At 72.3% G+C, this 25188-nt stretch carries 22 protein-coding genes and 1 pseudogene; 13 read left to right on the top strand and 10 right to left on the bottom strand.

The window, feature by feature from the left end:
• Window positions 1–29: 29 nt before the first annotated feature.
• A pseudogene (locus tag ACFYW1_RS05625) lies at window positions 30–116 on the top strand.
• A 334-nt stretch (window positions 117–450) separates the two neighbouring features.
• Here ACFYW1_RS05625 and ACFYW1_RS05620 read toward each other — a convergent pair.
• A complete protein-coding gene (locus ACFYW1_RS05620; protein WP_388987449.1) occupies window positions 451–1662 on the bottom strand; it encodes a pyridoxal phosphate-dependent aminotransferase in 1212 nt (403 codons plus the stop codon).
• 85 nt (window positions 1663–1747) lie between these two features.
• Here ACFYW1_RS05620 and ACFYW1_RS05615 point away from each other — a divergent pair, with 85 nt between their 5' ends.
• Window positions 1748–2416: a winged helix-turn-helix transcriptional regulator gene (locus ACFYW1_RS05615; protein ID WP_388987446.1), complete on the top strand. Its 669-nt coding sequence runs from the start codon at window positions 1748–1750 to the stop codon at window positions 2414–2416.
• A 78-nt stretch (window positions 2417–2494) separates the two neighbouring features.
• On the opposite strand, the gene ACFYW1_RS05610 is transcribed toward ACFYW1_RS05615, so the two are convergent.
• Window positions 2495–2860, bottom strand: a complete 366-nt coding sequence (locus ACFYW1_RS05610; RefSeq protein WP_388987443.1) for a nuclear transport factor 2 family protein — start codon at window positions 2858–2860, stop codon at window positions 2495–2497.
• A gap of 89 nt (window positions 2861–2949) precedes the next feature.
• Between ACFYW1_RS05610 and ACFYW1_RS05605 the strand changes: the two genes are divergently transcribed.
• Entirely contained in the window at window positions 2950–3597 is a 648-nt protein-coding gene (locus tag ACFYW1_RS05605; RefSeq protein ID WP_388987440.1) for a uridine kinase, read from the top strand.
• Between the two features lie 127 nt (window positions 3598–3724).
• Here ACFYW1_RS05605 and ACFYW1_RS05600 read toward each other — a convergent pair whose 3' ends face one another.
• Together ACFYW1_RS05600 and ACFYW1_RS05595 are read right to left on the bottom strand one after the other, a co-directional pair.
• Window positions 3725–4621 (bottom strand): carbohydrate kinase family protein, encoded by an 897-nt coding sequence (locus ACFYW1_RS05600; protein ID WP_388988145.1) that lies wholly within the window; start codon window positions 4619–4621, stop codon window positions 3725–3727.
• Entirely contained in the window at window positions 4618–5601 is a 984-nt protein-coding gene (locus ACFYW1_RS05595; RefSeq protein WP_388987438.1) for a pseudouridine-5'-phosphate glycosidase, read from the bottom strand. The genes ACFYW1_RS05600 and ACFYW1_RS05595 overlap by 4 nt, the downstream gene beginning before the upstream one ends.
• A gap of 252 nt (window positions 5602–5853) precedes the next feature.
• On the opposite strand from ACFYW1_RS05595, the gene ACFYW1_RS05590 reads away from it, so the two are divergent.
• The gene (locus ACFYW1_RS05590) at window positions 5854–6216 is read left to right on the top strand and encodes a cupin domain-containing protein (RefSeq protein WP_388987435.1); all 363 of its coding nucleotides are present in this window, start codon (window positions 5854–5856) and stop codon (window positions 6214–6216) included.
• Between the two features lie 121 nt (window positions 6217–6337).
• Here ACFYW1_RS05590 and ACFYW1_RS05585 read toward each other — a convergent pair whose 3' ends face one another.
• From ACFYW1_RS05585 to ACFYW1_RS05575, 3 genes are all read right to left on the bottom strand, one after another.
• Window positions 6338–7675 carry an MFS transporter gene (locus tag ACFYW1_RS05585; protein WP_388987432.1) on the bottom strand — a complete coding sequence of 446 codons (1338 nt, stop codon included), beginning with the start codon at window positions 7673–7675 and terminating at the stop codon, window positions 6338–6340.
• A gap of 187 nt (window positions 7676–7862) precedes the next feature.
• A complete protein-coding gene (locus ACFYW1_RS05580; protein WP_388987429.1) occupies window positions 7863–8405 on the bottom strand; it encodes a methylated-DNA--[protein]-cysteine S-methyltransferase in 543 nt (180 codons plus the stop codon).
• A gap of 80 nt (window positions 8406–8485) precedes the next feature.
• Window positions 8486–9442 carry a glycerophosphodiester phosphodiesterase gene (locus ACFYW1_RS05575; protein ID WP_388987427.1) on the bottom strand — a complete coding sequence of 319 codons (957 nt, stop codon included), beginning with the start codon at window positions 9440–9442 and terminating at the stop codon, window positions 8486–8488.
• A gap of 215 nt (window positions 9443–9657) precedes the next feature.
• On the opposite strand from ACFYW1_RS05575, the gene ACFYW1_RS05570 reads away from it, so the two are divergent.
• The 5 genes from ACFYW1_RS05570 to ACFYW1_RS05550 all read left to right on the top strand — a co-directional run bounded on the left by ACFYW1_RS05570 (window position 9658) and on the right by ACFYW1_RS05550 (window position 16797).
• Window positions 9658–10536, top strand: coding sequence for an MHYT domain-containing protein (locus ACFYW1_RS05570; RefSeq protein ID WP_388987424.1), 879 nt, complete (start codon window positions 9658–9660; stop codon window positions 10534–10536).
• A gap of 62 nt (window positions 10537–10598) precedes the next feature.
• Complete coding sequence (gene uvrB, locus ACFYW1_RS05565; RefSeq protein WP_388987421.1) at window positions 10599–12716, top strand: excinuclease ABC subunit UvrB; 2118 nt, start codon at window positions 10599–10601, stop codon at window positions 12714–12716.
• A gap of 131 nt (window positions 12717–12847) precedes the next feature.
• Complete coding sequence (locus ACFYW1_RS05560; protein ID WP_283851043.1) at window positions 12848–13426, top strand: TerD family protein; 579 nt, start codon at window positions 12848–12850, stop codon at window positions 13424–13426.
• A gap of 168 nt (window positions 13427–13594) precedes the next feature.
• Window positions 13595–15520, top strand: a complete 1926-nt coding sequence (locus tag ACFYW1_RS05555) for a TerD family protein (protein ID WP_388987416.1) — start codon at window positions 13595–13597, stop codon at window positions 15518–15520.
• Window positions 15521–15780: 260 nt separating this feature from the next.
• Window positions 15781–16797, top strand: a complete 1017-nt coding sequence (locus tag ACFYW1_RS05550; protein WP_388987413.1) for a TerC family protein — start codon at window positions 15781–15783, stop codon at window positions 16795–16797.
• A 158-nt stretch (window positions 16798–16955) separates the two neighbouring features.
• Here the strand turns inward: ACFYW1_RS05550 and ACFYW1_RS05545 are convergent, their stop codons facing one another.
• Window positions 16956–17612, bottom strand: coding sequence for an MBL fold metallo-hydrolase (locus tag ACFYW1_RS05545; protein ID WP_388987410.1), 657 nt, complete (start codon window positions 17610–17612; stop codon window positions 16956–16958).
• Between the two features lie 10 nt (window positions 17613–17622).
• The gene (locus tag ACFYW1_RS05540) at window positions 17623–18312 is read right to left on the bottom strand and encodes a maleylpyruvate isomerase family mycothiol-dependent enzyme (RefSeq protein ID WP_388987408.1); all 690 of its coding nucleotides are present in this window, start codon (window positions 18310–18312) and stop codon (window positions 17623–17625) included.
• Between the two features lie 175 nt (window positions 18313–18487).
• Here ACFYW1_RS05540 and uvrA point away from each other — a divergent pair, with 175 nt between their 5' ends.
• On the top strand, window positions 18488–21544 hold the full coding sequence (gene uvrA / locus ACFYW1_RS05535) for an excinuclease ABC subunit UvrA (protein ID WP_388987405.1): 3057 nt from the start codon (window positions 18488–18490) through the stop codon (window positions 21542–21544).
• Window positions 21545–21793: 249 nt separating this feature from the next.
• Window positions 21794–22222 (top strand): Rieske (2Fe-2S) protein, encoded by a 429-nt coding sequence (locus ACFYW1_RS05530; RefSeq protein WP_388987403.1) that lies wholly within the window; start codon window positions 21794–21796, stop codon window positions 22220–22222.
• A 164-nt stretch (window positions 22223–22386) separates the two neighbouring features.
• On the opposite strand, the gene ACFYW1_RS05525 is transcribed toward ACFYW1_RS05530, so the two are convergent.
• Window positions 22387–23313 carry a hypothetical protein gene (locus tag ACFYW1_RS05525; RefSeq protein ID WP_388987400.1) on the bottom strand — a complete coding sequence of 309 codons (927 nt, stop codon included), beginning with the start codon at window positions 23311–23313 and terminating at the stop codon, window positions 22387–22389.
• Window positions 23314–23549: 236 nt separating this feature from the next.
• Between ACFYW1_RS05525 and ACFYW1_RS05520 the strand changes: the two genes are divergently transcribed.
• Both ACFYW1_RS05520 and ACFYW1_RS05515 read left to right on the top strand, forming a co-directional pair.
• Window positions 23550–24221, top strand: a complete 672-nt coding sequence (locus ACFYW1_RS05520) for a papain-like cysteine protease family protein (RefSeq protein ID WP_388987397.1) — start codon at window positions 23550–23552, stop codon at window positions 24219–24221.
• A gap of 4 nt (window positions 24222–24225) precedes the next feature.
• On the top strand, window positions 24226–25131 hold the full coding sequence (locus ACFYW1_RS05515) for a hypothetical protein (RefSeq protein WP_388987394.1): 906 nt from the start codon (window positions 24226–24228) through the stop codon (window positions 25129–25131).
• Window positions 25132–25188: the final 57 nt, after the last annotated feature.

The raw sequence follows: 25188 nt of genomic DNA, 5'->3' as shown, positions 1-25188 counted from the left end.
GACCATTGACTCCCCGGCCGTCACTTACGGCCGGGGTGCGCGAGGAGCGCAAGCTGAAACTGAAGCTTGTCGTGAACGACGCGGTTCCGGTGGAGGTTCGAGTCCTCCCCCCGGCACTCGGGGTGCTTCCCAGCACCCCCACGGGCCGGGGTGGCCCAAATGGTAGAGGCGACCGCGATCAATCTCAGACTCTTGCTCCAGACTCAGCATTCGCCACCGATCGCCGAATCAAACGGGCCCGTGCCCATGGGCGTCGAGATGCCGGTTCGACTCCGGCCCGCAGAGCTTCGATCTGCGGTCGTCTAAAGGCAGGACGCGGCGACATAAACCTGACACGGGTCCTTAAAAGTGTCGGCGTGCCGAATGGGTGGCACTCCAGGGCTCGGGGGCCGGCTACGCCCCCGGGCCCGCTCCCGTTCTCCGGCCCGATTCCGTTCTCCGGCCCGCGGGTCACTGGCGGTACCCGGTCAGGAAGCGGCCGATGCGGCTGATCGCCGCGTCGAGGTCGTCGGCGTGCGGAAGCGTCAGGATCCGGAAGTGGTCGGGGCGCGGCCAGTTGAAACCGGTGCCCTGCACGACCTGGATCTTCTCCCGCAGCAGCAGGTCGAGGACGAACTTCTCGTCGTCGACGATGCGGTGCACCTTCGGGTCGAGGCGCGGGAACGCGTACAGCGCGCCCTTCGGCTTCACGCACGACACCCCCGGGATCTCGTTCAGCCGCTCCCAGGCCCGGTCGCGCTGCTCGCGCAGCCTGCCGCCCGGTGCGACAAGTTCCCGGATCGACTGCCGGCCGCCGAGCGCGGCCTGGATGGCGTACTGCGCGGGCGCGTTGGGGCACAGCCGCATGGAGGCGAGCGTGGTCAGCCCCTCCAGGTAGCTCCGGGCGTGCTGCTGCGGACCGGAGACGACCAGCCAGCCGGAGCGGAAGCCCGCCACGCGGTACGTCTTCGACAGCCCGCTGAACGTGAGGCACAGCAGATCGGGGGCGAGCGCCGCCACGCTGTGGTGCTCGGCGTCGTCGTACAGCACCTGGTCGTAGATCTCGTCGGCGAACACCATCAGACCGTGCCGGCGCGCCAGGGCGAGGATGCCTTCGAGGACCTCGCGCGGATAGACGGCACCGGTCGGGTTGTTGGGGTTGATGATCACGACGGCCCTGGTCCGGTCGGTGATCTTCGACGCCATGTCCGCGAGGTCCGGATTCCAGTCCGCGGCCTCGTCGCAGACGTAGTGCACGGCCCTGCCGCCCGCCAGCGTCGTCACCGCGGTCCACAACGGGTAGTCGGGGGACGGTACGAGCACCTCGTCGCCGTCCTCCAGCAGCGCCTGTACGGCCATCGAGATCAGCTCGGAGACGCCGTTGCCGAGGAAGACGTCGTCGACCCCGACGTCGGTCAGCCCCATCGCCTGATAGCGCTGCGCGACGGCCCGCCGGGCGGAGAGGACGCCGCGCGAATCGGTGTAGCCGTGGGCCTGCGGAAGCATCCGGATCATGTCCTGGACGATCTCCTCCGGCGCCTCGAAACCGAAGAGCGCGGGGTTGCCCGTGTTGAGGCGGAGCACGCTGTGGCCCGCCTCCTCCAGGGCGTTGGCGTGCTCGATGACCGGGCCCCGGATCTCGTAACAGACCTCGTCGAGCTTGCTGGACTGCCGGAACTCCATGCGTGGCCTCCCCGACCTGATTGCGATACTTGGTTTTACCAAGTTCGAGCTTGGAAAGTCCAACAACATGTCTAGACTGCGTCGCATGCCACGTCAGCAACAGCCCGCAACGCGCCCGGCCCGCCGCCGGAGCTACGACCAGTTCTGCGCCGCCGCGCGTGCCCTCGACTCCGTCGGCGACCGGTGGACCCTGCTGATCGTCCGTGAACTGCTGGCGGGCCCCCGCCGCTACACCGACCTCCACGCCGACCTGCCGGGGGTCAGCACGGACGTCCTCGCCTCCCGGCTCAAGGACATGGAGCAGGGCGGCCTCGTCACCCGCCGCCGGCTTCCGCCGCCCGCCGCGGCCTCGGTGTACGAACTGACCGGACGGGGCCGGGGGTTGCTGCCGGTGCTCGCGGCGCTCGCCGAATGGGGCGCGCCCGCCCTGGCCGAGCGGCGGCCCACCGACGCGGTGCGGGCGCACTGGTTCGCGCTCGTGCTGCTGCGCGCGCTGGAGGGGACGGCCCACGAGGGAATCGTGGAAGTCCACCTGGACGAGGGCGAGTTCCACGTGCGCGCCGGGGGCGCGAAGGGCGACGGGATCGTCTACGGGGACGGCCCCGCCGCCCGTGCCGACGCGCGCCTCGCGCTCGACGCCGAGGTCTGCCTCGCGCTGGGGCAGGGGGAGTTGACGCTTGCCGAGGCGGTCGGGGCCGGGCGCGTGGAGGTGTCGGGGGACGGGCCGCTCGCCGCCGAGCTGCGCGGCGAGTGACCACGCCCCCCGCGACGGCCGCACCGATGGTGGCGGTCGGGCGCCGGGTGTCGTGCGACGGGCGGCGGCCGCCGCCCGTCAGTTGGCGAGCTTCTCGCCGTACGCCCCGAAGCCGGAGATCACCAGGCCGTCGCGGAAGATCAGCACCTCGCTGACCCGGCCGCCGATCTGGTTGCGGTAGTCGATCACCAGGGCGTGCACGCTCACCCGGACGTCCACCAGCTCGAACCGCAGCTCGGGGATGCGCTCCAGGCCCGCGGCCCAGTAGGCGCGCAGTGCCTCCTTGCCGTGCACCGTGCCGGACGCGTCGCCGGTCATCTGCGCGATGACGGGCGAGCTGAACGTCACGTCCTCGTGATAGTGCGTCAGAATGCGTTCCAGATCATGGGAGTTCCAGCCGTCCAGCCACTCCGCGGCGAATGTGCGGGCGAATTCGAGATCCATGGGGAAGAGCGTAGGACGGACCTGTCCCGGGCGGGGCGCCGCGTTCGTGCGGGCGTCGCATCGCGTCGCCGCGGGGCGATGATGGTCGGGTGCGTTTTGAAGCGATCACCTGGGAACGGCTGGCCGAAGCCTTCGCCGTACGCGCGGACGCCCTGGAGCCGGCCGACGGCGGTCCCTGGCTGAGGACCGCCGTCGACGGCGCCCCGGCGGCCCGTACCGGGGAGTTCGCCGAGCGGGTCGCCCAGGCCCTGCGGGTCCGGGGCCGCGCGGTGCTCGTGGTGTCCACCGAGGGGTTCCTGCGACCCGCCAGCCTCCGGTACGAGTACGGCAAGGAGGACCCCGACTCGTACTACGGCAGCTGGTTCGACACGGGCGCGCTGTGGCGCGAGGTCTTCGGGCCGCTGGAGCCCGGCGGGAGCGGCCGGGTGCTGCCGGACCTCTGGGACCCGGTGACCGACCGGGCCACCCGCAGCCCGTACCGGCTCCTGCCCGAGGGCGGGGTGCTGGTGGTGCACGGCCCGCTGCTGCTCGGCCACTGGTTCCCGTTCGACCTGAGCGTCCACCTGCGGCTGTCGCCGGGCGCGCTGCGGCGGCGCACCGAGGACGGCGGGCACTGGACGCTGCCCGCCTTCGCGCGGTACGAGGAGGAGGCGGAGCCCGCGAGCCGCGCGGACGCGGTCGTGCGCGCCGACGATCCGCGGCATCCGGCGTGGACGGGGTGGGAGCGGGACGGGTGACGGGCCGACCGGGGGCTCCCGCCCCGAAACGGCCGACCGGACCCCGGCCCGGCCCGGCCCGGCCGGACCGGGCCGGTGCGACTGATCCTGTCCCGGTGAGGCCGACCCGGTGGGTGCGGCCGGGGCGTCACGGGCCGGGCCGGCCGCCCACGGTCGTGACCGCCTCCGCCCCGGCCCGGCAGCCCGCGGCCACGGCCGAGGCGTCGTCCGCCCCGGCCAGGTGGGCCGCCAGGAAACCGCCGGTGAACGCGTCGCCCGCACCCGTCGAGTCCACGGCGCCGCCCGCCCGGACGCCCGGGACGTGCCGGATCACCGCACCGGCGGCGGCCAGCAGCGCCCCGTCCGCGCCGAGCGTGACGACCACCCGGCCGGCCAGGAGGCTCAACTTGGCCGCGGCGTCCGCCGGTTCGGGCAGACCGGTGAGGAACCGGGCCTCGTCCGCGTTGGGCAGCAGCAGATCGACACCCTCCACCGCCGTCAGGAACCGGTCGGCACCCAGTTCGGCGAGGAAGCCGGCCGAGGCCGGGTCGACGCTCACCGGCACCCGGCGCCGCCGGGCCTCCCGCAGGGCGAGCAGCGCCGTCGACCGGCTCGTCGCGGCGAAGAGGAGGTACCCGGAGAGGTGGAGGTGGGCCACGCCGTCCAGCAGCGACGGCGACCAGTCGTCGGGGGAGAGGCGGAGCACCGCGCCGCTGTCGGTGAGGAAGGTGCGCTCGGCGGCGGAATCGACGAGGGCGACGACGGTGGCGGTCGGCTCCTCGTCGTCCACGGCCAGCAGGCAGCGCACCCCCGCCCGTTGCAGCGCGTCCCGGTGCCAGTCCGCGCTGTCGGCGCCGACCCGGGCCAGCAACCGCACGTCGCGGCAGCCCGAACGGGCCGCCCAGCACGCGACGTTGGCCCCCGCGCCGCCGGGGAGGGTGCGGATGCGGGCCGGGGTGTCCGTGCCGTGGACCAGCGCCGTCGCGTGCCGGGCCACCACATCCGTGACCACGTCCCCGATGACGAGCAGCCCGCCGCCGGTCATCGCCCGGCCGCCGGGTCCGAGTGCGATGCCGGGTTTCGTACGGTGGCCGCCCACGCGCCGGAGATCCGTGCGGCGAGCGAGACGTTCCCCCGTACGGCCGCCAGATTGGCCTCCAGCGAGGCGCCCCCGGTCCCGCGCACCAGGCGCTCCAGGAGGAAGGGGGTGACGGCCTGCCCCTCGATGCCGCGCTCCCGGCACTCCTCCAGGGCCTCGGCCAGCACCCGGTCGTGGAGCTCCGGATCCAGCTGTTCCGCCACGGGCACGGGGTTGGCGACCACGAGCGCGGTCCCGGGACCGCCGAGCGCGTCCTGCGCCCGCATCACGTCCGCGACCTCCCCGGGCGACCGCACCGTCCAGTCGACCGGCTCGCCCGAGCTGTTGAGGTAGAAGCCGGGGAAACGGTCGGTGCCGTAACCGAGCACGGGGACGCCGAGCGTCTCCAGGCGCTGGAGCGTCGCCGGGACGTCCAGGATCGATTTCACCCCCGCGCACACCACGGTGATGCCGGTCCGGGCGAGGAGCCGGAGGTCGGCGGACTCGTCCTGGGTCCGCGTCCACTCCCGGTGCACGCCGCCGAGCCCGCCCGTCGCGAAGACGCGCAGCCCCGCGCGGGCGGCCAGGAACGCCGTCGCGGACACGGTCGTGGCCCCGCTCGCGCCCGTCGCCAGGGCGGGAGCGAGGTCGCGATGTCCCAGCTTCCGCATCGCCGGGTCCGTGGCGACCCGTTCCAACTGAGCCTTGTCCAGGCCGATGTGGGCCCTTCCGTCGAGCACGGCGATCGTGGCGGGAACCGCCCCGGCGGACCGTACGAGCCCTTCGAGCTCCTCGGCCACCCGCAGATTGCGGGGGCGCGGCAGACCGTGGGCGATGATCGTCGACTCCAGAGCCACGACGGGGTGGTGCGCGGCGAGGGCCGCCCGTACCTCGGTGGAGAGGGCGGGGGCGTGGGAATCTGCGCTGTGCGACGCATTCGATGACATGTCCACATCCCTGTCGCGGGGGTGGCCGCCTCAAACGTGGCACAGGGGCAACGGGTCCGCGCGGCGCGGCCGGTGCGCACGGAGGGTTCTCCACGGGGCGGGTGGTGCGAGTGGCGGCCCCGGTGAAGGGCGGGGCGGGCGCGACGCGGGTGCCCTGCGGTTCGCCGATGCCGCTTCCATCGCGCCGGTGCGGCTTCCGTTACGGTGCCGTGGCCGACGGTTCTGCCGGGGGGAGGACTAGGGTGACCGGGCATGACCACTATTGATCAGTCTTCTGCCTCGTTCGTCGTGCACATTCCGGATGCCGAACTCGAACCCGAACCGCTCGACCCCGCGCAGATCGTCTCGGGCGAGCCCGTGGTGACGGGCAAGGTGCTCTGGGAGTCGCCCGACGGGAAGCAGGTGCGCGGAATCTGGCAGATCACCCCCGGGGTGGTCACCGACACCGAGGCCAACGAACTCTTCGTGGTCGTCAGCGGGCGTGCCACCGTGGCCGTCGACGGCGGGACGACGATGGAGATCGGTCCGGGCGACGCCTGCGTGCTGCGCGAGGGCGACCGTACGACGTGGACCGTGCACGAGACGCTGCGCAAGGCGTACCACATCAGCTCCTGAGACCCTCCGGTACAGCTCCTGAGGCCCTCCCGGTCCACCGGGCCCCACGCGTCACACCGTCACGGGCCCTCGCCCCCGTTCCCGCCCCATACGTCATCGCGCATGTCCTTCGCCCCGTACGTCACTGCTTCCCGGCCGTGTCGGCCGGGGCCGGGGCGGTGGCGGTGGGGCGGGCGAGCGCCCGGCGCAGTGTCAGCGCCGCCATCGGCAGCAGCAGGCACACCCCCACCGCGTTCAGCCAGCCGTAGCTCGCCCGCGCGACGATGACCCCGGCGACCGCTCCGCCGATGCCCGCCGCCGTGTTCATGGTCAGGTCCGACAGGCCCTGCACGGCGGCGCGGGCCGCCTGGGGCACGGAGTCGGTGAGCAGCGCCGAACCGGCGACGAGCCCCGCCGACCAGCCCAGTCCGAGCGTGAAGAGACCGGCCGCCGTCTGTCCGTGGCTGGGGCCCGCGGTACCGGCCAGGAGCGCTGCGCAGCAGAGCAGCCCGGCCGCCAGGCCGATCACGGCGAGCCGCCCGAAGCGGTCCGACAGCCAGCCCATCACGGGGGAGAACGCGTACATGCCCATGATGTGACCGCTGATGACCAGGCCGATCAACTGGAGACCGGCGCCGTGGTGGCCCAGGTCCACCGGGGTCATCACCATGATCGAGACCATCGTGGTGTGCGAGACGGCCACGGTCACCAGCGCCAGCCGCGCCATCGGCGAGGCCCGGACCGCCGCGATGCCCGCCCGCAGCGACCGGCCCGCCGGCGAACCGTCGTCCTGCGGGGCCAGGGCCCGCGCGGTGAGCAGGGGGTCGGGCCGCAGCAGTGCCCCGACCACCACGGCGGCCAGCAGGAAGATCCCGGCCGCGAAGAAGAACGGACCCGCCTCCTCGGATATCGCGGTGCCGCGGAAGAGACGGCCCACCGGGGCGGCGATGTTCGGCCCGAGGACGGAGCCGATCGTGGTGGCCCAGATGACGGTGGAGATCGCCCGGGCCCGCCGGTCCGGCTCGGCCAGGTCCGCGGCGGCGAACCGGGCCTGCAGATTGGCCGAGGAACCGGCACCGAACGCGGCCATGCCGAGCAGCAGCAGGGGGAAGCTCTCCACGAGGGTGGACACGACCACGAGCCCCGCGCCGATCGCACCGATCAGATAGGCCAGCACGAGTCCGGGGCGCCGGCCGCGCGAGGTCATCAGCGCCGCCAGCGGCAGCGAGAGCAGGGCGGTCCCCGCCACCGAGGCGGTGGGGGCCAGCCCGGACAGGGCCTCGGAGCCGCTCACCTCCGTGGCCAGCACGGGGGCCAGCGCGATGCCGATCGGCACCCCGAGGCCGCCGAGTATCTGACTGGCTATGAGCACCACGGACGTTCTGCGTTGCAGCGCGGGCAACTCGGCCGCCGTGACCCGGGCGGCTTCGGGGCGGCCGGACTCGGCGGGGGTGTCAGGTGCGTCAAGGCTGTTGGTCACTGACGCAGTGTGCCAGCCCGTACACAGGTACGAAACCGGGTTCGGGCCGATCCGGGCGACCCCGGCCGGTACCGAGGGGTGCTCGGAAGCCGGTATCGAGGGGCGTTCGAAACCCGGCGGCGAAGGGTCCCGGCGCCGGGTGCCGAGGGAGGCGCCGGGAGCAGGGAGGCCCCCGGAACGGGGACGCTCAGAACAGCGGCTGCGGCAGGACGCCCTCCAGGGCCAGCAGCTTCCGCTTCGTTTCGAGTCCGCCGCCGAACCCGCCGAGCCCGCCGCCGCTCTCCACCACCCGGTGGCACGGCACCACGACCGGAAGCGGGTTGGAGCCCATCGCCGCCCCGACCGCCTGCGCGGCCCCCGGCTGCCCGACCCGCTCGGCGAGGTCCCCGTACCCGACCACCGTCCCGTACGGCACCCCCGCCGCCAGCTCGCGGAGCACCTGGCGGTTGAAACCGGAGGTCAGCGACCAGTCCAGGGCGAGCGAGAACTCCCGCGACGAACCTGCGAAGTACGCCGCGAGCTGCCGTATCGGCTCGGCGAGCCGGGCGGAACCGGGACTCTCCACCGGTTCCGCGCCCAGCCGCGCCCGCAGCTGCCCGACGGTCCTCTCGCGCACCTCGGGCAGGGCGTGGAACGCCACGCTCACCAGGCCCGTGCCGGTCGCGGCAAGGAGCAGCGGACCGATGTCGCTCCCGACGACGGCCCACTCGACGACCCCGTTGCTGTTCATGGGAACCACGGTACGGCCGGCCACTGACAACCGGCCTCGGCGCCGGGTCCGGCCGATCGGCCGGACCCGGGACCGGGGTCTCAGCCCCGGCCCGTGGCGTCGCGCACCACGTCGGGGTTGTTGGTGATGATCCCGTCCACGCCGAGGCCCGCCAGCCGCGTCGCGGTCGCCGCGTCGTTGACCGTCCAGGTGTTGACCCGGAGCCGCTTGTGGTGAGCGCCCTTCAGCGCGTGCACCGCGCTCACGTAGTCGGCCGTGACCGAGGAGTGGGAGGGGTTGATCTGGTCGGTGAAGGCCGCGTACGAGGGAAGGTCGGCCACCGCGGGAGTGCCGAGGAAACCGGTCGTGACGTCGGGGCGCTGCTGGTGCACCTTCTTCACGCTGTCGGCACCGAAGCTCTGGATGACGAGCCGGTTCTTCACGTGGTCGCGGTCGAGCCACCCCTGCCGGCCCAGCACCCGCAGGGTCGCCTTCTCGATGCCCGGATAGATCTCGGGGCTCTTGATCTCCAGCAACAGCTTCTGCCGGTTGCGCTCCACCCGGTTCAGGTACTGCTTGAGGGTGGGCACCCGGGCCCCGGTGAACTCCGGCCCGAACCAGCTGCCCGCGTCCAGCCGGGCGATCTCCGCGGCCGTGAAGTCCTTCACCGCCCACGAGGTCCGGTCCGGGAAGACCTCCTCGACGTTCGTGGTCCGCTTCAGATCGGTGTCGTGCACGACCACCAGCACACCGTCCTTGGAGAACTGGACGTCGTTCTCGACCCAGTCGATGCCCAGCTCGTCGGCCTTGTCGACGGCGGCCAGGGTGTTCTCCGGCGCGTACGCCGAGGCACCCCGGTGGGCGAAGACGACGGGGGCGCCCCGCTCCGGGCCCTTGGTCCGGGTGCTGACGGGCCGGACGTCCGTGACCGTGGTCATGTGCCCGGCCGCGGCCGTGGTCCTGTCCGTGGTCCGGGTTTCGGCGGACGACATCAGCAGCGCGCCGGCCCCCATCACGGCTGCGGCGGTGAGGACGGCGGTTGCGGTACGTGCGTACACGGGTACTCCTCGCGTCAGAGTTGCGGCAGGGCCGAGAGTGACAGCCGTGCCCCAACGGGGGACAGGCGAAGGATGGCCACAACGTGAACGCCGCCGTCGACACCGGGTCACGGGCCGATTTCCATGTCTATAAGATGCAGCTCTTCTGTCTGTCGGCCGGGCCTCGCGCCTCAGGGTCACCCCCGGACCCGGGCTTCCGCGAAGGGCGTACGAGCATGCAGGGCACGATCGACGGTTTCAGCTACGGGGCGGTGACGCCCGTCGCGGCCTTCCTCATGGCCTGCCTCGGTGCGGCTCTCGGACTGCGCTGCACGACCCGTTCGCTGCGCACCGAACGCTCCTTCAAGGCCGGCTGGCTGGCCCTCGGCGCGACCTCCATCGGCTCCGGCATCTGGACGATGCACTTCATCGCGATGATGGGCTTCTCCGTGGACGGCGTGGTGATCGGCTACGACAGGCCGATCACCTTCGCCAGCCTCGCGGTCGCGATCGGCATGGTCGGCGTCGGGATCTTCCTCGTCGGATACCGCGGCGCCACCCGTATGGCACTGGTGACGGGCGGCACCATCACCGGACTCGGCGTGGCCACCATGCACTACCTGGGCATGGCCGGAATGCGTCTGGACGGACAGCTGGAGTACGACACGGTCACGGTGGCCCTCTCCGTCGTCATCGCCGTGGTGGCCGCCACCGCGGCGCTCTGGGCGGCCGTCTCCATCCACGGCTTCCTGCCCAGCCTCGGGGCCAGCGTCGTGATGGGCGTGGCGGTGAGCGGCATGCACTACACCGGCATGGCGGCGCTCAGCGTCCATCTGCACCCCGGTTCCGGCAAGGTCTCCGGCACCGCGGCCGCCCCGCTCGTGCCGCTGCTGATCGGCCCCGGCTGCTTTCTGGTCATCGCCGCGGTGGTCGTGATGTTCGACCCCCTGATGGTGCTGGGCACCCCGGACTGGAACGACCCCGGGGCCGCGAACGGGGCGGGACGCCCGCCCGGGATACCGGCCCAGCGGCAGGTGCCGCGGTTCGGGACCCACGCCGACCCGGCGTCCTTCCACTCCCGTCCGCGCGACCCCGCACCGCCCGGGGAGTGGTGACCAGAGGCCGCCGGAACGGCCGGCCGGACCCGGTTGTCAGTGGGGGGTCGTACGGTGGTTCCATGCGGCCCGTTTCGAAGATCGAACGTTCGGTGGCGCCTTTCGAGGTCGTCAGTCCCTACCAGCCCAGCGGCGACCAGCCCGCGGCCATCGCCGAGCTGGAGCGGCGCATCCGCGCGAACGAGAAGGACGTCGTCCTGCTCGGCGCGACCGGCACCGGCAAGTCCGCGACCACCGCGTGGATGATCGAGAAGCTGCAGCGCCCCACCCTCGTGATGGCGCCGAACAAGACGCTCGCGGCCCAGCTGGCGAACGAGTTCCGTGAGCTGCTGCCCAACAACGCCGTCGAGTACTTCGTCTCGTACTACGACTACTACCAGCCCGAGGCGTACGTCCCGCAGTCGGACACCTACATCGAGAAGGACTCCTCGATCAACGAGGAGGTCGAGCGGCTGCGCCACTCCGCGACGAATTCGCTGCTCACCCGGCGCGACGTCGTCGTGGTCGCCTCCGTCTCCTGCATCTACGGCCTCGGCACGCCCCAGGAGTACGTGGACCGGATGATCCACCTCAAGGTGGGCGACGAGATCGACCGCGACCAGCTGCTGCGCCGCTTCGTCGAGATCCAGTACACCCGCAACGACCTCGCGTTCACCCGGGGCACCTTCCGGGTCCGCGGCGACACCATCGAGATCTTCCCGGTCTACGAGGAGCTCGCCGTCCGCATCGAGATGTTCGGCGACGAGATCGAGGCGCTCTCCACCCTCCACCCGCTCACCGGCGAGGTGATCAGCGAGGACCAGTCCCTCCACGTCTTCCCCGCCAGCCACTACGTCGCGGGTCCCGAGCGCATGGAGAAGGCGGTCAACGGCATCGAGCAGGAGCTGGAGCAGCGCCTCGCCGAGCTGGAGAAGCAGGGCAAGATGCTGGAGGCCCAGCGGCTGCGGATGCGCACCACGTACGACATCGAGATGCTCCGGCAGATCGGCACCTGCTCCGGCGTCGAGAACTACTCGATGCACTTCGACGGCCGCGCGCCCGGCACCGCCCCCCACACCCTCCTCGACTACTTCCCCGAGGACTTCCTCCTCGTCCTCGACGAGTCGCACGTCACCGTGCCGCAGATCGGCGCGATGTACGAGGGCGACGCCTCCCGCAAGCGGACCCTCGTCGACCACGGCTTCCGGCTGCCCTCCGCGCTCGACAACCGCCCGCTGAAGTGGGAGGAGTTCCAGGAGCGGATCGGCCAGACCGTCTACCTCTCCGCCACCCCCGGCACGTACGAGCTGTCCCGGGGCGACGGCTTCGTGGAACAGATCATCCGCCCCACCGGCCTCGTCGACCCGGAGGTCGTCGTCAAGCCCACCGAGGGCCAGATCGACGACCTGGTGCACGAGATCCGCATCCGTGCCGAGAAGGACGAGCGGGTCCTGGTCACCACCCTCACCAAGAAGATGGCCGAGGACCTCACCGACTACTTCCTGGAACTCGGCATCCAGGTCCGCTACCTGCACAGCGACGTCGACACGCTGCGCCGCATCGAGCTGCTGCGCGAACTGCGCTCCGGCGAGTACGACGTACTGGTCGGCATCAACCTCCTGCGCGAGGGCCTCGACCTGCCCGAGGTGTCGCTCGTCGCCATCCTCGACGCGGACAAGCAGGGCTTCCTGCGCTCGGGGACGTCCCTGATCCAGACCATCGGGCGCGCCGCCCGCAACGTCTCGGGCCAGGTCCACATGTACGCCGACACGATCACCCCGGCGATGGCCCAGGCCATCGACGAGACCAACCGCCGCCGCGAGAAGCAGATCGCCTACAACACCGAGCGCGGTCTCGACCCGCAGCCCCTGCGGAAGAAGATCAACGACATCGTCGCGACGATCGCCCGCGAGGAGGTCGACACCGAGCAACTGCTCGGCACCGGCTACCGCCAGACGAAGGGCGCCAAGGCACCCGTTCCCGCGCTGGCCAAGCAGACCGGCGCCAAGCGGGCCGGGGACGGCACCGCGACGGTCACCGACCGGCCCGCCGCCGAACTCGCCGGGATCATCGAGGAGATGACCGACCGGATGCGGGCGGCCGCCGCGGACCTCCAGTTCGAGGTGGCGGCGAGACTGCGCGACGAGGTGGGGGAGTTGAAGAAGGAGTTGCGCCAGATGCGCGAGGCGGGTCTCGCCTGACCGCGTGGCGTTCGGTGTGTTGCAGGACCGACACAAAATGGCCCCGAACGGTCGCACTGTCGGTGTGACTGCGTAGGGTGCTGGGAAACCGCGCACGGATGGTTGCGGGGAAAGCGGAGAGGGGACAGCGCGTGACGGTCAATATGACCAAGGGTCAGGCCATCAGCCTGCAGAAGGGCGACGGAGGGACCCTGACCGCGGTGCGGATGGGGCTGGGCTGGCAGGCGGCGCCGCGCCGTGGTCTGTTCGGTTCGCGTACACGGGAGATCGACCTCGACGCATCGGCGGTGCTCTTCGCCGACAAGCAGCCGGTCGACGTGGTCTTCTTCCGTCACCTCGTCAGCGACGACGGCTCGGTCCGGCACACCGGGGACAACCTGGTCGGCGGCGCCGGCTCCGGCGGCGACGACGAGGCGATCCTCGTCGACCTGCAGCGGGTGCCGGTCCACATCGACCAGATCGTCTTCACGGTGAACTCCTTCACCGGCCAGACGTTCCAGGAGGTGCAGAACGCCTTCTGCCGCATCGTCGACGAGACCAACGGCCAGGAGCTCGCCCGCTACACGCTGGACGGCGGCGGCCAGTACACCGCTCAGATCATGGCGAAGGTGCACCGCGCGGGCAGCGGCTGGCAGATGACCGCCCTCGGCAACCCGGCCAACGGCCGGACCTTCCAGGACCTGATGCCGTCGATCCTGCCGCACCTGTGAGCAGGACCTGAACGGACCGGTACACACCGGTAACCGCAGCTCCCGGCGGCATCGGCCGCCGGGAGCTGCACCGCATGGCGCCGTACCGTACGCGGCGCACCGCACGGTGCCGCGGCGCCCTGCGGCACACCGCACGGCAGTGAAGCGAATCGTCGAGGGGACAGGGCAATGACGGCCGAGCTGGTCCGGGGGCAGAACCACACCTTGCCCCAGACCCGTCTGGAGATCCGGGTATCGGCCGGCACGCCCGTCGTGGCCGGTGCCACGCTCGGCGACGAGAACGGCACGGTGCACGGCACCGAATGGGTCGCCCACCCGGGATCGCCCCAACTGCCCGGCCTCGAAGTGTCCCGCCAGGCCGCCGCCGACCACCGGCTCGCCGTCGACCTCGACGCCCTGCCGGACGCGGTGCACCGGGTCACCGTGCTGCTGGCCCTGCCCACGGGCATCGGCGGTCCGGTCCGGTTCGGCGCGGTCGCCTCGCCGTTCGTCGCGGTCACCGGACTCGACGGCACCGAGATCGCCACGTTCACCCTCACCGGCCTGGACACCGAGTCCGCGGTAGCGGCCCTGGAGCTCTACCGCCGCCAGGGCGCCTGGAAGGTCCGCGCCGTCGGCCAGGGCTACGCGGGCGGCCTCGCCGCCATGCTCGCCGACCAGGGCTTGTCCCGGGCGGCCGAACTGGCCCACTCGATCCAGGAAGCGGTCACCCGCGCGACGGCCCGCGCCGTCACCCCGCCCCCGCCGCGCACCCCGGACACCGGCCGCGTCGGCCACGGCGCGGGCCCCGTACCGCCCCCGCACGACCCCCGGCCCGCCGAGCCGCTCACGGAGCCCGCCGCCCCGCCCGCACCACCCGCCACGGGCGGCGGCCGCATCGACTACGCCCACCCCCGCCGCCAGGCCGCCGCGCCCCCGCCGCCCCCGCCCGCCGCCCCGCCCGCGGAGCCGGGCCGGCCCGCCCAGCCCGTCGCCGGGGACGCGACCGGCTGGTCCATGGACGAGCGCCTCTACAACCAGATCTGGGGCATGTTCGAGGACCTGGCCCGCACCACCGCCGCGTACCGCAGCGCCGTGGAGTTCGCCGAGTCCCGCATGGACCAGGAGCTCGACCGGACCCTGTCCGACCCGCGCAGCCGGATCGGGGGCGCGGGCGACCGGGCCCGCGAGGAGGCCCGCGCCAAGCGCGACGAGCTGACCGGCCGCGCCCGCGAGACCCTCGACCGCGACCTCGCCCAGCTCGCCGCCGAGTCCGACGTCGTGGAGCCCGCGCTCCCCGCCGCGTTCGCACGCTGGGACAACCCCGTCTGGCACGCCTACCGCGTCCCGATGGAGATCCCCATGGCGCTGCGCATCGGCGACCTCCACCTTCCCGAGAAGCCCGACCTGCGCATCCCGCTGCTGGTCCGGCTGCCTCTGGAGCGGGGGATCTGGATCGACAGCGGCCGCACGGCTTCCGACGCCGCGGCCCTGATGGACACCACTCAGCTGCGTACCCTGGCCATGGAGAGCGCGGTCGCCCACGCGGCACGCCTGCTGGCCGTCTACCCGGCCGGCGAGTTCTCCGTCCACGTCATCGACGCCGCGGGCTCCGGGGCCGGGGCGCTCGCCCCGCTGGTCCACTCCGGGGCGCTCGCCGGGCCGCCCGCCGCCGGTGCCCAGGGGGTCGCCTCGGTCCTCGCCCATCTCACCCGGCGCGTCGATCTGGTGCAGATGGCGATCCGGGCGGGCGCCGCCGACTCGCTGCCGCCGGACCTCGACACGGGCGAGCAGCTGCTGATCGTCAACGACTTCCCGCACGGTTTCGACGACCGGGCCGTCACCCAGCTGCGCTATCTCGCCGACGAGGGCCCCTCGGTCGGCGTCCACATCCTGATGGTCGCGGACCGGGAGGACGCCGCCGGGTACGGGCCGGTGCTCGACCCGCTGTGGCGTTCGCTGCTCCGGCTCACCCCGGTCCCCGACGACCACCTCGCCGACCCCTGGGTGGGGCACGCCTGGACGTACGAGCCGCCGGTGATGCCGCCCGGCAGCCGGGTCCTGGAGCAGGTGCTCGCCGCGGTGGCCGCCGCCCGCCGCACCCAGCAGTACTGATCCACGGATCGACCGACCTCTCCCATACCGCCCTGACCAGGGCTTTTGAAGGAGATTTATCTTTCTCTTTACCTTTCCTTGGGATTCCCTGTACTGTTCTTTGGGCGGAGGGGAGTATTCCCGTACGCGGCGTTCCCGTCAGTACGGACCGTGACCGGTCCCGGGGCGCCGGCCCGTGGCGCAGCCCGCGCCCCCGGGTGGAAGAGACCTCCGGCAGCGACGACGCTGATCAGTAGCCGTAGCGAACTGCCGGAGGCGCAGTGGACGTTTCATGGACCCTCTGGGCGCTGACCATCCTTGGTCTGTCAGCCCTCATCGCCGTCGACTTCTTCATCGGGCGCAAGCCCCATGACGTGACGACCAAGGAAGCCGGGATCTGGACGGTCGTCTGGATCGCGCTGGCCGTCCTCTTCGGGCTCGGCCTGCTGGTCTTCGGCGAGAGCCGGGCGTCGGGCGAGTTCTTCGCCGGCTTCATCACCGAGAAGTCGCTCAGCGTCGACAACCTCTTCGTCTTCGTCCTGATCATGGCGAAGTTCTCGGTGCCCTCGCACCTCCAGCAGCGGGTGCTGCTCGTCGGGGTGCTGATCGCGCTGGTGCTGCGGGCCGTCTTCATCGCCGCCGGCGCCGCCGTGATCGCCAACTTCTCGTGGGTCTTCTACATCTTCGGCGCGTTCCTGATCTACACCGCCTGGAAGCTCATCCAGGAGGCGCGGGCCGGTGAGGAAGAGGAGGAGTTCGAGGAGAACCGTCTCCTCAAGACGGTCGAGCGCCGCTTCGGGGTGGCCGACCGCTACCACGGCACCAAGCTCTTCATCCGGAACAACGGCAAGCGCGTGCTGACCCCGCTGATGGTGGTCATGCTCGCCATCGGCACCACCGACGTGCTGTTCGCCCTGGACTCCATTCCCGCGATCTTCGGCCTGACCCAGGACCCGTACATCGTCTTCACCGCCAACGCCTTCGCCCTGATGGGGCTGCGGCAGCTGTACTTCCTGATCGGCGGGCTGCTGAAGAAGCTCGTCCACCTCAGCTACGGGCTCTCGGTCATCCTCGGCTTCATCGGCGTGAAGCTGGTGCTGCACGCGCTGCACGAGTCCGGGGTGCACGTCCCCGAGATCTCCATCCCGGTGTCGCTCGGCGTCATCTGCGGCGTGCTGGTGATCACGACGATCACCAGCCTCGTCGCCGGACGGAAGCAGGAGCGGGCCGAGGCCGCCGCGCGGGCGGACGAGATCACGGACAAGGCCGTGGACAAGGGGGCGGGCGTCGACGCCTGAGCCCGCGGGCCGGCCCGGCGATCGCCCGGCCGGCCCGACGGGACACGACACCGGCCGGGGCGGGCAACACTTCGTTGCCCGCCCCGGCCGGTGTTCCGGGGTCGAGGAAGTCCCCGGGGCGGGGTGCGGCGGTCCGCCGATGGCGGCCGCGGCCCGGATCACCAGCCGCGGGCGCGCCACTGCGGCAGCTGCGGACGTTCGTCGCCGAGCGTGGTGTCGTGCCCGTGTCCCGGGTAGACCCACGTCTCGTCGGGCAGCCGGTCGAAGAGCTTGGTCTCCACGTCGTGGAGCAGGCTCACGAAGGCCTCGGGGTCCTGGTGGGTGTTGCCGACCCCGCCCGGGAAGAGACAGTCCCCGGTGAACAGGTGCGGGGCCCCGTGCGGGTCGTCGTAGACCAGCGCGATGGAGCCCGGGGTGTGGCCGACGAGGTGGCGGGCGGTCAGGGCGACCCGGCCCACCCGGATCGTGTCGCCGTCGTCGACCAGGACGTCGGTCGGGACCGGGATGCCCTCGGCGTCGTACCGTCCGGCGTGGGTCCGCGCCCCGGTGGCCGCGACGACCTCGCCGAGCGCCTGCCAGTGGTCGGCGTGCCGGTGGGTGGTGACGACGGACGCGATGCCGTCGTCGCCGATCAGCCGCAGCAGGGTCCCGGCCTCGGCGGCCGCGTCGATCAGCAGCTGCTCGCCGGTGGCCCGGCAGCGCAGCAGGTACGCGTTGTTGTTCATCGCGCCGACGGCGACCTTGGAGATCATCAGGTCCGTCAACTCGTGCACATCGGCGGGCCCGCCGACCTTGACCGCTCCGCTGTACGTCATGCGACTCAGCCTATAGCGGGGGGAGAGCGGGGAGGGGGCCGTCCTCGACGGTCAGCGCCGACCCGTCGCGGCGCCCGCAGAGCCAGCCGAGCAGCTCGGGGGCGGTGCCGCGGACGGTGACGGGGGAGCCCGCCGCGCCGCCACCGGTCGTCCGGGTACGGCCCGTCCCGTCGACCACGCTCGTGGCCACGACGTCGGGGTGCCCGTCGAACCGCTCGACGAGGAAGTCGATCTCCTTGGACACGAACTCCTCCGGCAGGTCCTCCAGCTCGTAGCCGATGCCCAGGTCGACGTGGTGCAGCTCGACCTCGACGCGGCGCCGGAAGGGGACCCGGGAGGCCGAGTCCGTCACGCCGTTGCGCAGCGTGACCGTGCGGGACCAGTCGGCCGGGGCCGAGGCGGCCTCCGCGAAGCGGGCCGCGCTGTCGGTCAGGTCGGCCAGCTGTTCGGCCTGCGGCCGGGGCGCGTCGCGCTCGATGTCGCGGTCGCGGGTTTCGCTGTCTGCGTACATGGGCCGGGCCCGGAGAACGTTCACGAGCGCGTCGGCGTTACGGGAGATGTGCGCGAGGACGTGTCCCCGGCTCCAGCCCGGCAGCCGGGACGGCAGGGCGAGCGCGGCGTCGTCCAGTTTTCCGGCGGCGCCGAGCAGCCGATCGGTGGCCTCACGAAGGGCTTCCAGGTCGTGCGCATGATCGTTCATGGGGCCGAGCCTAGCCCCGCCACTCGTTCGGGTGAAGGAGATTGCGGACGTCCGTAAATCGAATGCGCGTGCTATACGCTCGGAGTCGAAAGCTTCGTACAACGCTGTGGCGCCCCCCATACCCTGGGACGGGGGCTCAGTTCCCCCATTTCTCTCCAGAAAGGTGCGGACCGGCGTGGCCGACCGTCTCATCGTCCGTGGCGCTCGCGAGCACAACCTCAAGAACGTCTCGCTCGACCTCCCCCGCGACTCCCTCATCGTCTTCACCGGGCTTTCCGGGTCGGGCAAGTCCTCCCTCGCGTTCGACACGATCTTCGCCGAGGGCCAGCGGCGCTACGTGGAGTCCCTCTCCTCGTACGCCCGCCAGTTCCTCGGCCAGATGGACAAGCCGGACGTCGACTTCATCGAGGGGCTCTCGCCCGCCGTCTCCATCGACCAGAAGTCGACCTCGCGCAACCCGCGCTCCACGGTCGGCACCATCACCGAGGTCTACGACTACCTCCGCCTGCTCTTCGCCCGGATCGGCAAGCCGCACTGCCCCGAGTGCTCCAGGCCCATCTCGCGCCAGTCCCCGCAGGCCATCGTCGACAAGGTGCTCGGCCTTCCCGAGGGCAGCCGCTTCCAGGTGCTCTCGCCGCTGGTGCGCGAGCGCAAGGGCGAGTTCGTCGACCTCTTCTCGGACCTGCAGACCAAGGGCTACAGCCGGGCCCGGGTCGACGGCGCGACCATCCAGCTCTCCGAGCCGCCCAAGCTGAAGAAGCAGGAGAAGCACACCATCGAGGTGGTCGTCGACCGGCTCACGGTGAAGGACAGCGCCAAGCGCCGGCTGACCGACTCGATCGAGACCGCGCTCGGGCTCTCCGGCGGCATGGTCGTGCTCGACTTCGTCGACCTCCCCGAGGACGACCCCGAGCGCGAGCGGATGTACTCCGAGCACCTCTACTGCCCGTACGACGACCTCTCCTTCGAGGAGCTGGAGCCGCGCTCCTTCTCGTTCAACTCGCCCTTCGGCGCCTGCCCCGACTGCACGGGCATCGGTACGCGGATGGAGGTCGACCCGGAGCTGATCGTCCCCGACGAGGAGAAGTCGCTCGACGAGGGCGCGATCCACCCCTGGTCGCACGGCCACACCAAGGAGTACTTCGGCCGGCAGATCAACGCGCTCGCCGAGGCCCTCGGATTCCGTACCGACATCCCCTGGGCCGGGCTGCCGCAGCGTGCCAGGAAGGCCCTGCTCTTCGGCCACAAGATCCAGACCGAGGTCCGCTACCGCAACCGCTACGGGCGGGAGCGCGCGTACACCACCCCCTCGTTCGAAGGGGCGGTGCAGTTCGTCAAGCGGCGGCACTCCGAGGCCGAGAGCGACTCCAGCCGGGAGCGCTTCGAGGGCTACATGCGCGAGGTGCCCTGCCCGACCTGCGAGGGCACCAGGCTCAAGCCGATCGTGCTCGCCGTGACGGTGATGGAGAAGTCCATCGCCGAGGTCTCCGCGATGTCGATCAGCGAGTGCGCCGAATTCCTCGGCCGGCTGAAGCTGAACGCCCGCGACAAGAAGATCGCCGAACGGGTCCTGAAGGAGGTCAACGAGCGACTGAAGTTCCTGGTCGACGTCGGCCTCGACTACCTCTCGCTCAACCGCGCCGCGGGCACCCTGTCCGGCGGCGAGGCCCAGCGCATCCGGCTCGCCACCCAGATCGGCTCCGGCCTGGTCGGCGTGCTGTACGTGCTGGACGAGCCGTCCATCGGCCTGCACCAGCGGGACAACCACCGGCTGATCGAGACCCTGGTCCGGCTCCGCGACATGGGCAACACGCTCATCGTCGTCGAGCACGACGAGGACACCATCAAGGTCGCCGACTGGGTCGTCGACATCGGCCCCGGCGCCGGTGAGCACGGCGGCAAGGTGGTCCATTCCGGATCGCTCGAGGAACTGCTCGGCAACGACGAGTCGATCACCGGCCAGTACCTGAACGGCAAGAAGTCGATCCCGACCCCCGAGATCCGCCGGCCGGTGGACCCGGAGCGCACGCTCACGGTGCACGGCGCCCGGGAGAACAACCTCCGGGACATCGACGTCTCCTTCCCGCTCGGCGTCCTCACCGCCGTCACCGGCGTCTCGGGTTCCGGGAAGTCGACGCTGGTCAACGACATCCTCTACACCCACCTGGCCCGGGAGCTGAACGGCGCCAAGTCGGTCCCCGGCCGTCACACCCGGGTCGACGGGGACGACCTGGTCGACAAGGTGGTGCACGTCGACCAGTCGCCCATCGGCCGCACACCCCGGTCCAACCCGGCCACCTACACCGGTGTCTTCGACCACGTCCGCAAGCTGTTCGCGGAGACGATGGAGGCGAAGGTGCGCGGCTACCTGCCGGGCCGCTTCTCCTTCAACGTCAAGGGCGGCCGCTGCGAGAACTGCTCCGGCGACGGCACGATCAAGATCGAGATGAACTTCCTGCCGGACGTCTACGTCCCGTGCGAGGTCTGCCACGGGGCGCGCTACAACCGGGAGACCCTGGAGGTCCACTACAAGGGCAAGTCCATCGCCGAGGTGCTGGACATGCCGATCGAGGAGGGCCTGGAGTTCTTCGAGGCCGTCCCGACGATCGCCCGCCACCTCCGCACGCTCAACGAGGTCGGTCTCGGGTACGTGCGGCTCGGCCAGTCCGCGCCGACGCTCTCCGGCGGCGAGGCGCAGCGGGTGAAGCTCGCCAGTGAGCTGCAGAAGCGCTCCACCGGCCGCACGGTCTACGTCCTGGACGAGCCGACCACGGGGCTGCACTTCGAGGACATCAGCAAGCTCATCAAGGTGCTCTCCGGGCTGGTCGACAAGGGCAACTCGGTGATCGTCATCGAGCACAACCTCGATGTGATCAAGACCGCGGACTGGGTCGTCGACATGGGACCCGAAGGGGGCAGCGGCGGCGGTCTGGTCGTTGCCGAGGGCACCCCTGAGCAGGTCGCCGCGGCTCCCGCCAGCCACACCGGGAAGTTCCTCCAGGACATCCTGGACCCGGACCGGGTGAGCGAGGCCGCGGTGCCCAGCGCCCGCAAGCCGGTGCGGAAGACGGCCGCGAAGAAGAAGACGGTCGCCGCGAAGTCGGCCCCGGCCAGACGGACGGCCACGGCCCGGACGGGCACGGGCAAGACCGCCGGGTCCACCGCGGCGGCGAAGAAGCCGGCCGCGAAGAAGCCCGCGACGAAGCGGACGACCCGCGCCCGCGAGGCCTGAGCCGGGAAGCACGCGGCGCACGGGCGGGACGTCGAGGACGACCCGCCCGTGCGAGCCCCGGCCCCGACCGGAGAAAGCCGGGAACGGGCGGCGCCGGGCCGGGACGGCGGGGCTCGGGTGGGCCGGGGGCGGGGGCGGTCGGGGGCGCCGGTATCGTCGGTTCCGTCACCGATGGCGCTGATGCCCAGGTACTCCCGGTGCCTCAGCCGTCCCCGGTGTCCCCCCGTTCCTCCGACCAGTGGAGACCGCATGTCCGGCCAGCCCGCCGCCCGCCGTACCGTGCTGAAGGGCGCCGCTCTCGCCGGCGCCGCCGGGCTGGGAGTGGCCGCCTGCTCGACCGAATCGAAGCTCGGCCACGCCGAGACGCCGACGCCGACCGCCCCCGTGACGCTCGGCGCGCCGGAGGAGGTCCCGGTCGGCGGTTCCAAGCTCTACCGCGAGCAGCGGCTCGTCGTCACCTGCCCGGCCAAGGGCCAGTACAAGGCGTTCAGCGCCCAGTGCACCCACGGCGGCTGCCTGCTGGACAAGGTCGAGGAGAACGTGGGCAACTGCCCCTGCCACGGCAGCCACTTCGACACCACGACCGGCAAGGCGACGCGCGGCCCGGCCACCGCGCCGCTGCCCGCGGTCCCGGTCCGGGTCGAGGGCGGGAAGCTGATCGCGGGCCCCGAGGCCTGACCCGCCCGGCGCGTCCCGCACCTGCCGGGGGCCGGCCGCCGGCTCCTGTACGGTGCCGTCCCCGCCGGACCGCGCCCGCACTCGCACCGTGCCTGCCGGCCCGCACCGTGCCTGCCGGCCTGCACCGCGCCCGCCGGGTCGGCCCGTGCTCGTCGGGGCCGGAGTCACTCCCAGTCCCAGTCGATGCCGACCAGGCCGGGCCGCACCCCCTGCTCCACCAGGTGGACGGTCCGGTGCCTGCCGGTGAGTGTGAGGTCCGTACGGGCGCCGCGCGGCGCCCCCGCCGAGACCTGGGCGAAGCGCCGGCACCGTACCGGCAGCGCCGCCTCGTCGAACCCCACCTGCAACACGTACTGCCCGCCGCCGAAGCTGAAGCCGCGCACGTACTCGCCGCACGGACCTCCCGTACCGTCGTCGAAGCCGTAGCCGAAGAGGTACGTGTCGCCCGACCTCAGCCGGGTGTCGAAGAGCAGCTCGGCGACGAGCACCCCCGTCCCGTCGTCCCAGCGGACCCGCCCCGTCCGGCAGTTCTCCCGGGCCGCCACCGTCACCCGCGCCGGATCGCAGCCCGGGTCGCCCCGGTAGACGGCGAGGTAGCGGTCGATGTCGTCCCGGTGCGCCCGCACCACGTGCTGCGACTCGCGCTGCCGCAGCTCCCGGCCGGGGCCGAGCCGCACCCGCTCGTGGTGCCCCACCGTGTGCAGCCCGCCGTCCACCGGTGATCCCAGCTCGGCGAGCAGCCGCTCCACCGCACCGGACGACTCCAGCAGCGAACGGTACGACCGCGCGGCCGGGCGGTCGGTCTCCGGACGGCCGCCGCCGGTGCCCAGCAGCCGGAGCAACGAGTTCCCCGGCAGTTCCAGTACTTCCTCCAGCGCCTTCACGGCCCGCAGGGACTCGGCGCGCTGCGGGCGCCTGGCCCCCTGCTGCCAGTAACTCAGGCTGGTCACCCCGACCTTGACCCCGCGGTGCGCGAGATGGTGCTGCACCCGCTGGAGCGGCAGCCCGCGCACCGAGAGCGCGGTCCGCAGCGCCAGATGGAACGGGCCGGTGTGCAGCACCTGCGACAGTTCGGCCTCGGTGTGCCGCATGGGACCTCCAGATGACCGGGTGAACGTTCACGACGCGGCGTGGGAGGACCGCGTCGGCGGGGGTGGTTCCGCAGGTGGCCGGGGGAGGGCCGTTCACGTGTCCGCCACGCCGTTCACACCGCGATGTTCCCCCGCATTGAAGCGTGTTGACCCGGTCCCGACAACGGTTGATGCTCCTCGGGCAGCGTCCGGACGCGCTCCCGCGAACACCCATCCCCCGCAACGGGAGGAACGTCATGCGCAACCGAAGAATCCGACCGGGCCGGCTCTCCGCCACGGCCGTCCTGGCCGCCGTGCTCCTCGCGCTGCCGACGGCGACGGCCTCGGCGGCCCGGCTCTCCGCACCGGCCGCCCCCGCACCGGCCGCCCCCGCCCCGCGGGCCGCCGCGGCACCGGCGGACACGGCCGCCCCCGCGAACGGCATCGCCGCGACCCGGCGCCTGGACATCACCATGCAGGCCCAGCAGAAGAGCAACTGGTGCTGGGCCGCGTCCGGCAACACCATCGCCACCTGGTTCGGCCGGAACTACTCGCAGAACCAGTTCTGCAACGCCGCCTTCGGCCGTGCGCAGGGCTACGAGTGCCCCAACTCGCAGGCCACGCTCGGCAATGTCCAGGACGGGCTGTACTGGGCCGGGGTCACCCCCGGTTCGTACGTCACCGGCTGGCTGCGCTACCCCACCGTCCAGGCCGAGATCGCCGCGGGACGCCCCGTGGAGACCCGCATCCAGTGGTCCTCGGGCGGCGGGCACATGCACGTCCTGTACGGGTACGACGACTCGGGCAGCTGGGTCTACTGGGGCGACCCCTGGCCCTCCAGCAACCGCTACAACTGGGCCTCGCACGCCTGGTACGTCAACAACGCCGAGTTCTCCTGGACCCACTCGCTCTACCGGATCGGGGCGTGACGAGATGAGCCGCACCACCGCCCGCACCGCCCGCACCGCCCGGTCCACGGCTGCGGCCCTGGCCGCCGTCGGCGTCCTGACCGGCGCCGCCCTGCTCACCGTCGCCGCTCCCGGGGCGAGCGCCGCCCCAGGACCCGCCACCGGACCCGAGGTCGGCCCGGCCGCGCTGAGCGCCGCCCGGCACGCGGCGGCCGACGCCGGGACGCTGGACACCCTGTCCCGGTTCTTCGCCCGCGAAGGCGCCGTCACGAAGTCCGCGGCGGCCCCGCGCCTCGTCGGCGAGACCGTGCCCGTGTACACCCTCGCCCCCGACTTCGTCGCCGGGAAACCGGGCGCGCCCGTGGCCGGACTGGACTACCTCGCCACCACGGCCGTCTCCTCGGACGGACAGAAGGCGTCCCTGTGGACCCTTCCGAAGGAAGGGAAGGACGGTGGCTGGCAGGTGGTGAACATGGCCACCGGCGACGACGAGGCGCGGTACGCCGCCGCGGGCGCCCGCAAACTCCCCGGCGGGACGGTCTTCCGCGAACCGCAGACGGACGCCTGGTTCGTGCAGAAGGGGGCCAGGGTGCTCCCGCTGGACCGGGACGCGGTCCGCGCGGTCGGCGCCCGCGGCACCACGCTGGCCGCCTATCGCGCCCGGGTGCGGGAGGCGTACGGCGACAAGCTCCCCGGCTCCGGGTACGCGCGCGCCGGGAAGGCGGGCGGCTACGCGCCGTCCGCACCCGCCACCGGATCCGCACCCGCGTCCGCGCCCGCCGGCGGGGAGTCCCGGGTCGTCACCGCGAGCACGGTGCCCGGCCCGGCCCTGACCGCCGCCTCGGCCGCAGCCGGGGCCGGTGCCCTCGCCGTGCTGGCCCTCGGCGGCGCCGCGGCCCTGCGCGACCGGCGCCGCCGGGCGCCCCGCTGACCGGCGGCATCCCCCGACCCGTGCTCCGGGGCGCGCTCCCACCGTCCGCGCCCCGGA

The organism is Streptomyces sp. NPDC002669 (assembly GCF_042889165.1).
GTDB lineage: Bacteria > Actinomycetota > Actinomycetes > Streptomycetales > Streptomycetaceae > Streptomyces.
The sequence above is the reverse complement of the archived record's forward strand: the minus strand, read 5'-3'. Positions and strand labels throughout refer to the sequence as shown.

Bases quoted from the DNA above. Each gene is read 5' to 3' on its own strand.
- ACFYW1_RS05620 (WP_388987449.1), bottom strand. From the start codon at position 1,662: ATGGAGTTCCGGCAGTCCAGCAAGCTCGACGAGGTCTGTTACGAGATC.
- ACFYW1_RS05615 (WP_388987446.1), top strand. From the start codon at position 1,748: ATGCCACGTCAGCAACAGCCCGCAACGCGCCCGGCCCGCCGCCGGAGC.
- ACFYW1_RS05610 (WP_388987443.1), bottom strand. From the start codon at position 2,860: ATGGATCTCGAATTCGCCCGCACATTCGCCGCGGAGTGGCTGGACGGC.
- ACFYW1_RS05600 (WP_388988145.1), bottom strand. From the start codon at position 4,621: ATGACCGGCGGCGGGCTGCTCGTCATCGGGGACGTGGTCACGGATGTG.
- ACFYW1_RS05595 (WP_388987438.1), bottom strand. From the start codon at position 5,601: ATGTCATCGAATGCGTCGCACAGCGCAGATTCCCACGCCCCCGCCCTC.
- ACFYW1_RS05590 (WP_388987435.1), top strand. From the start codon at position 5,854: ATGACCACTATTGATCAGTCTTCTGCCTCGTTCGTCGTGCACATTCCG.
- ACFYW1_RS05580 (WP_388987429.1), bottom strand. From the start codon at position 8,405: ATGAACAGCAACGGGGTCGTCGAGTGGGCCGTCGTCGGGAGCGACATC.
- ACFYW1_RS05570 (WP_388987424.1), top strand. From the start codon at position 9,658: ATGCAGGGCACGATCGACGGTTTCAGCTACGGGGCGGTGACGCCCGTC.
- uvrB (WP_388987421.1), top strand. From the start codon at position 10,599: ATGCGGCCCGTTTCGAAGATCGAACGTTCGGTGGCGCCTTTCGAGGTC.
- ACFYW1_RS05555 (WP_388987416.1), top strand. From the start codon at position 13,595: ATGACGGCCGAGCTGGTCCGGGGGCAGAACCACACCTTGCCCCAGACC.
- ACFYW1_RS05545 (WP_388987410.1), bottom strand. From the start codon at position 17,612: ATGACGTACAGCGGAGCGGTCAAGGTCGGCGGGCCCGCCGATGTGCAC.
- ACFYW1_RS05540 (WP_388987408.1), bottom strand. From the start codon at position 18,312: ATGAACGATCATGCGCACGACCTGGAAGCCCTTCGTGAGGCCACCGAT.
- ACFYW1_RS05530 (WP_388987403.1), top strand. From the start codon at position 21,794: ATGTCCGGCCAGCCCGCCGCCCGCCGTACCGTGCTGAAGGGCGCCGCT.
- ACFYW1_RS05525 (WP_388987400.1), bottom strand. From the start codon at position 23,313: ATGCGGCACACCGAGGCCGAACTGTCGCAGGTGCTGCACACCGGCCCG.
- ACFYW1_RS05520 (WP_388987397.1), top strand. From the start codon at position 23,550: ATGCGCAACCGAAGAATCCGACCGGGCCGGCTCTCCGCCACGGCCGTC.
- ACFYW1_RS05515 (WP_388987394.1), top strand. From the start codon at position 24,226: ATGAGCCGCACCACCGCCCGCACCGCCCGCACCGCCCGGTCCACGGCT.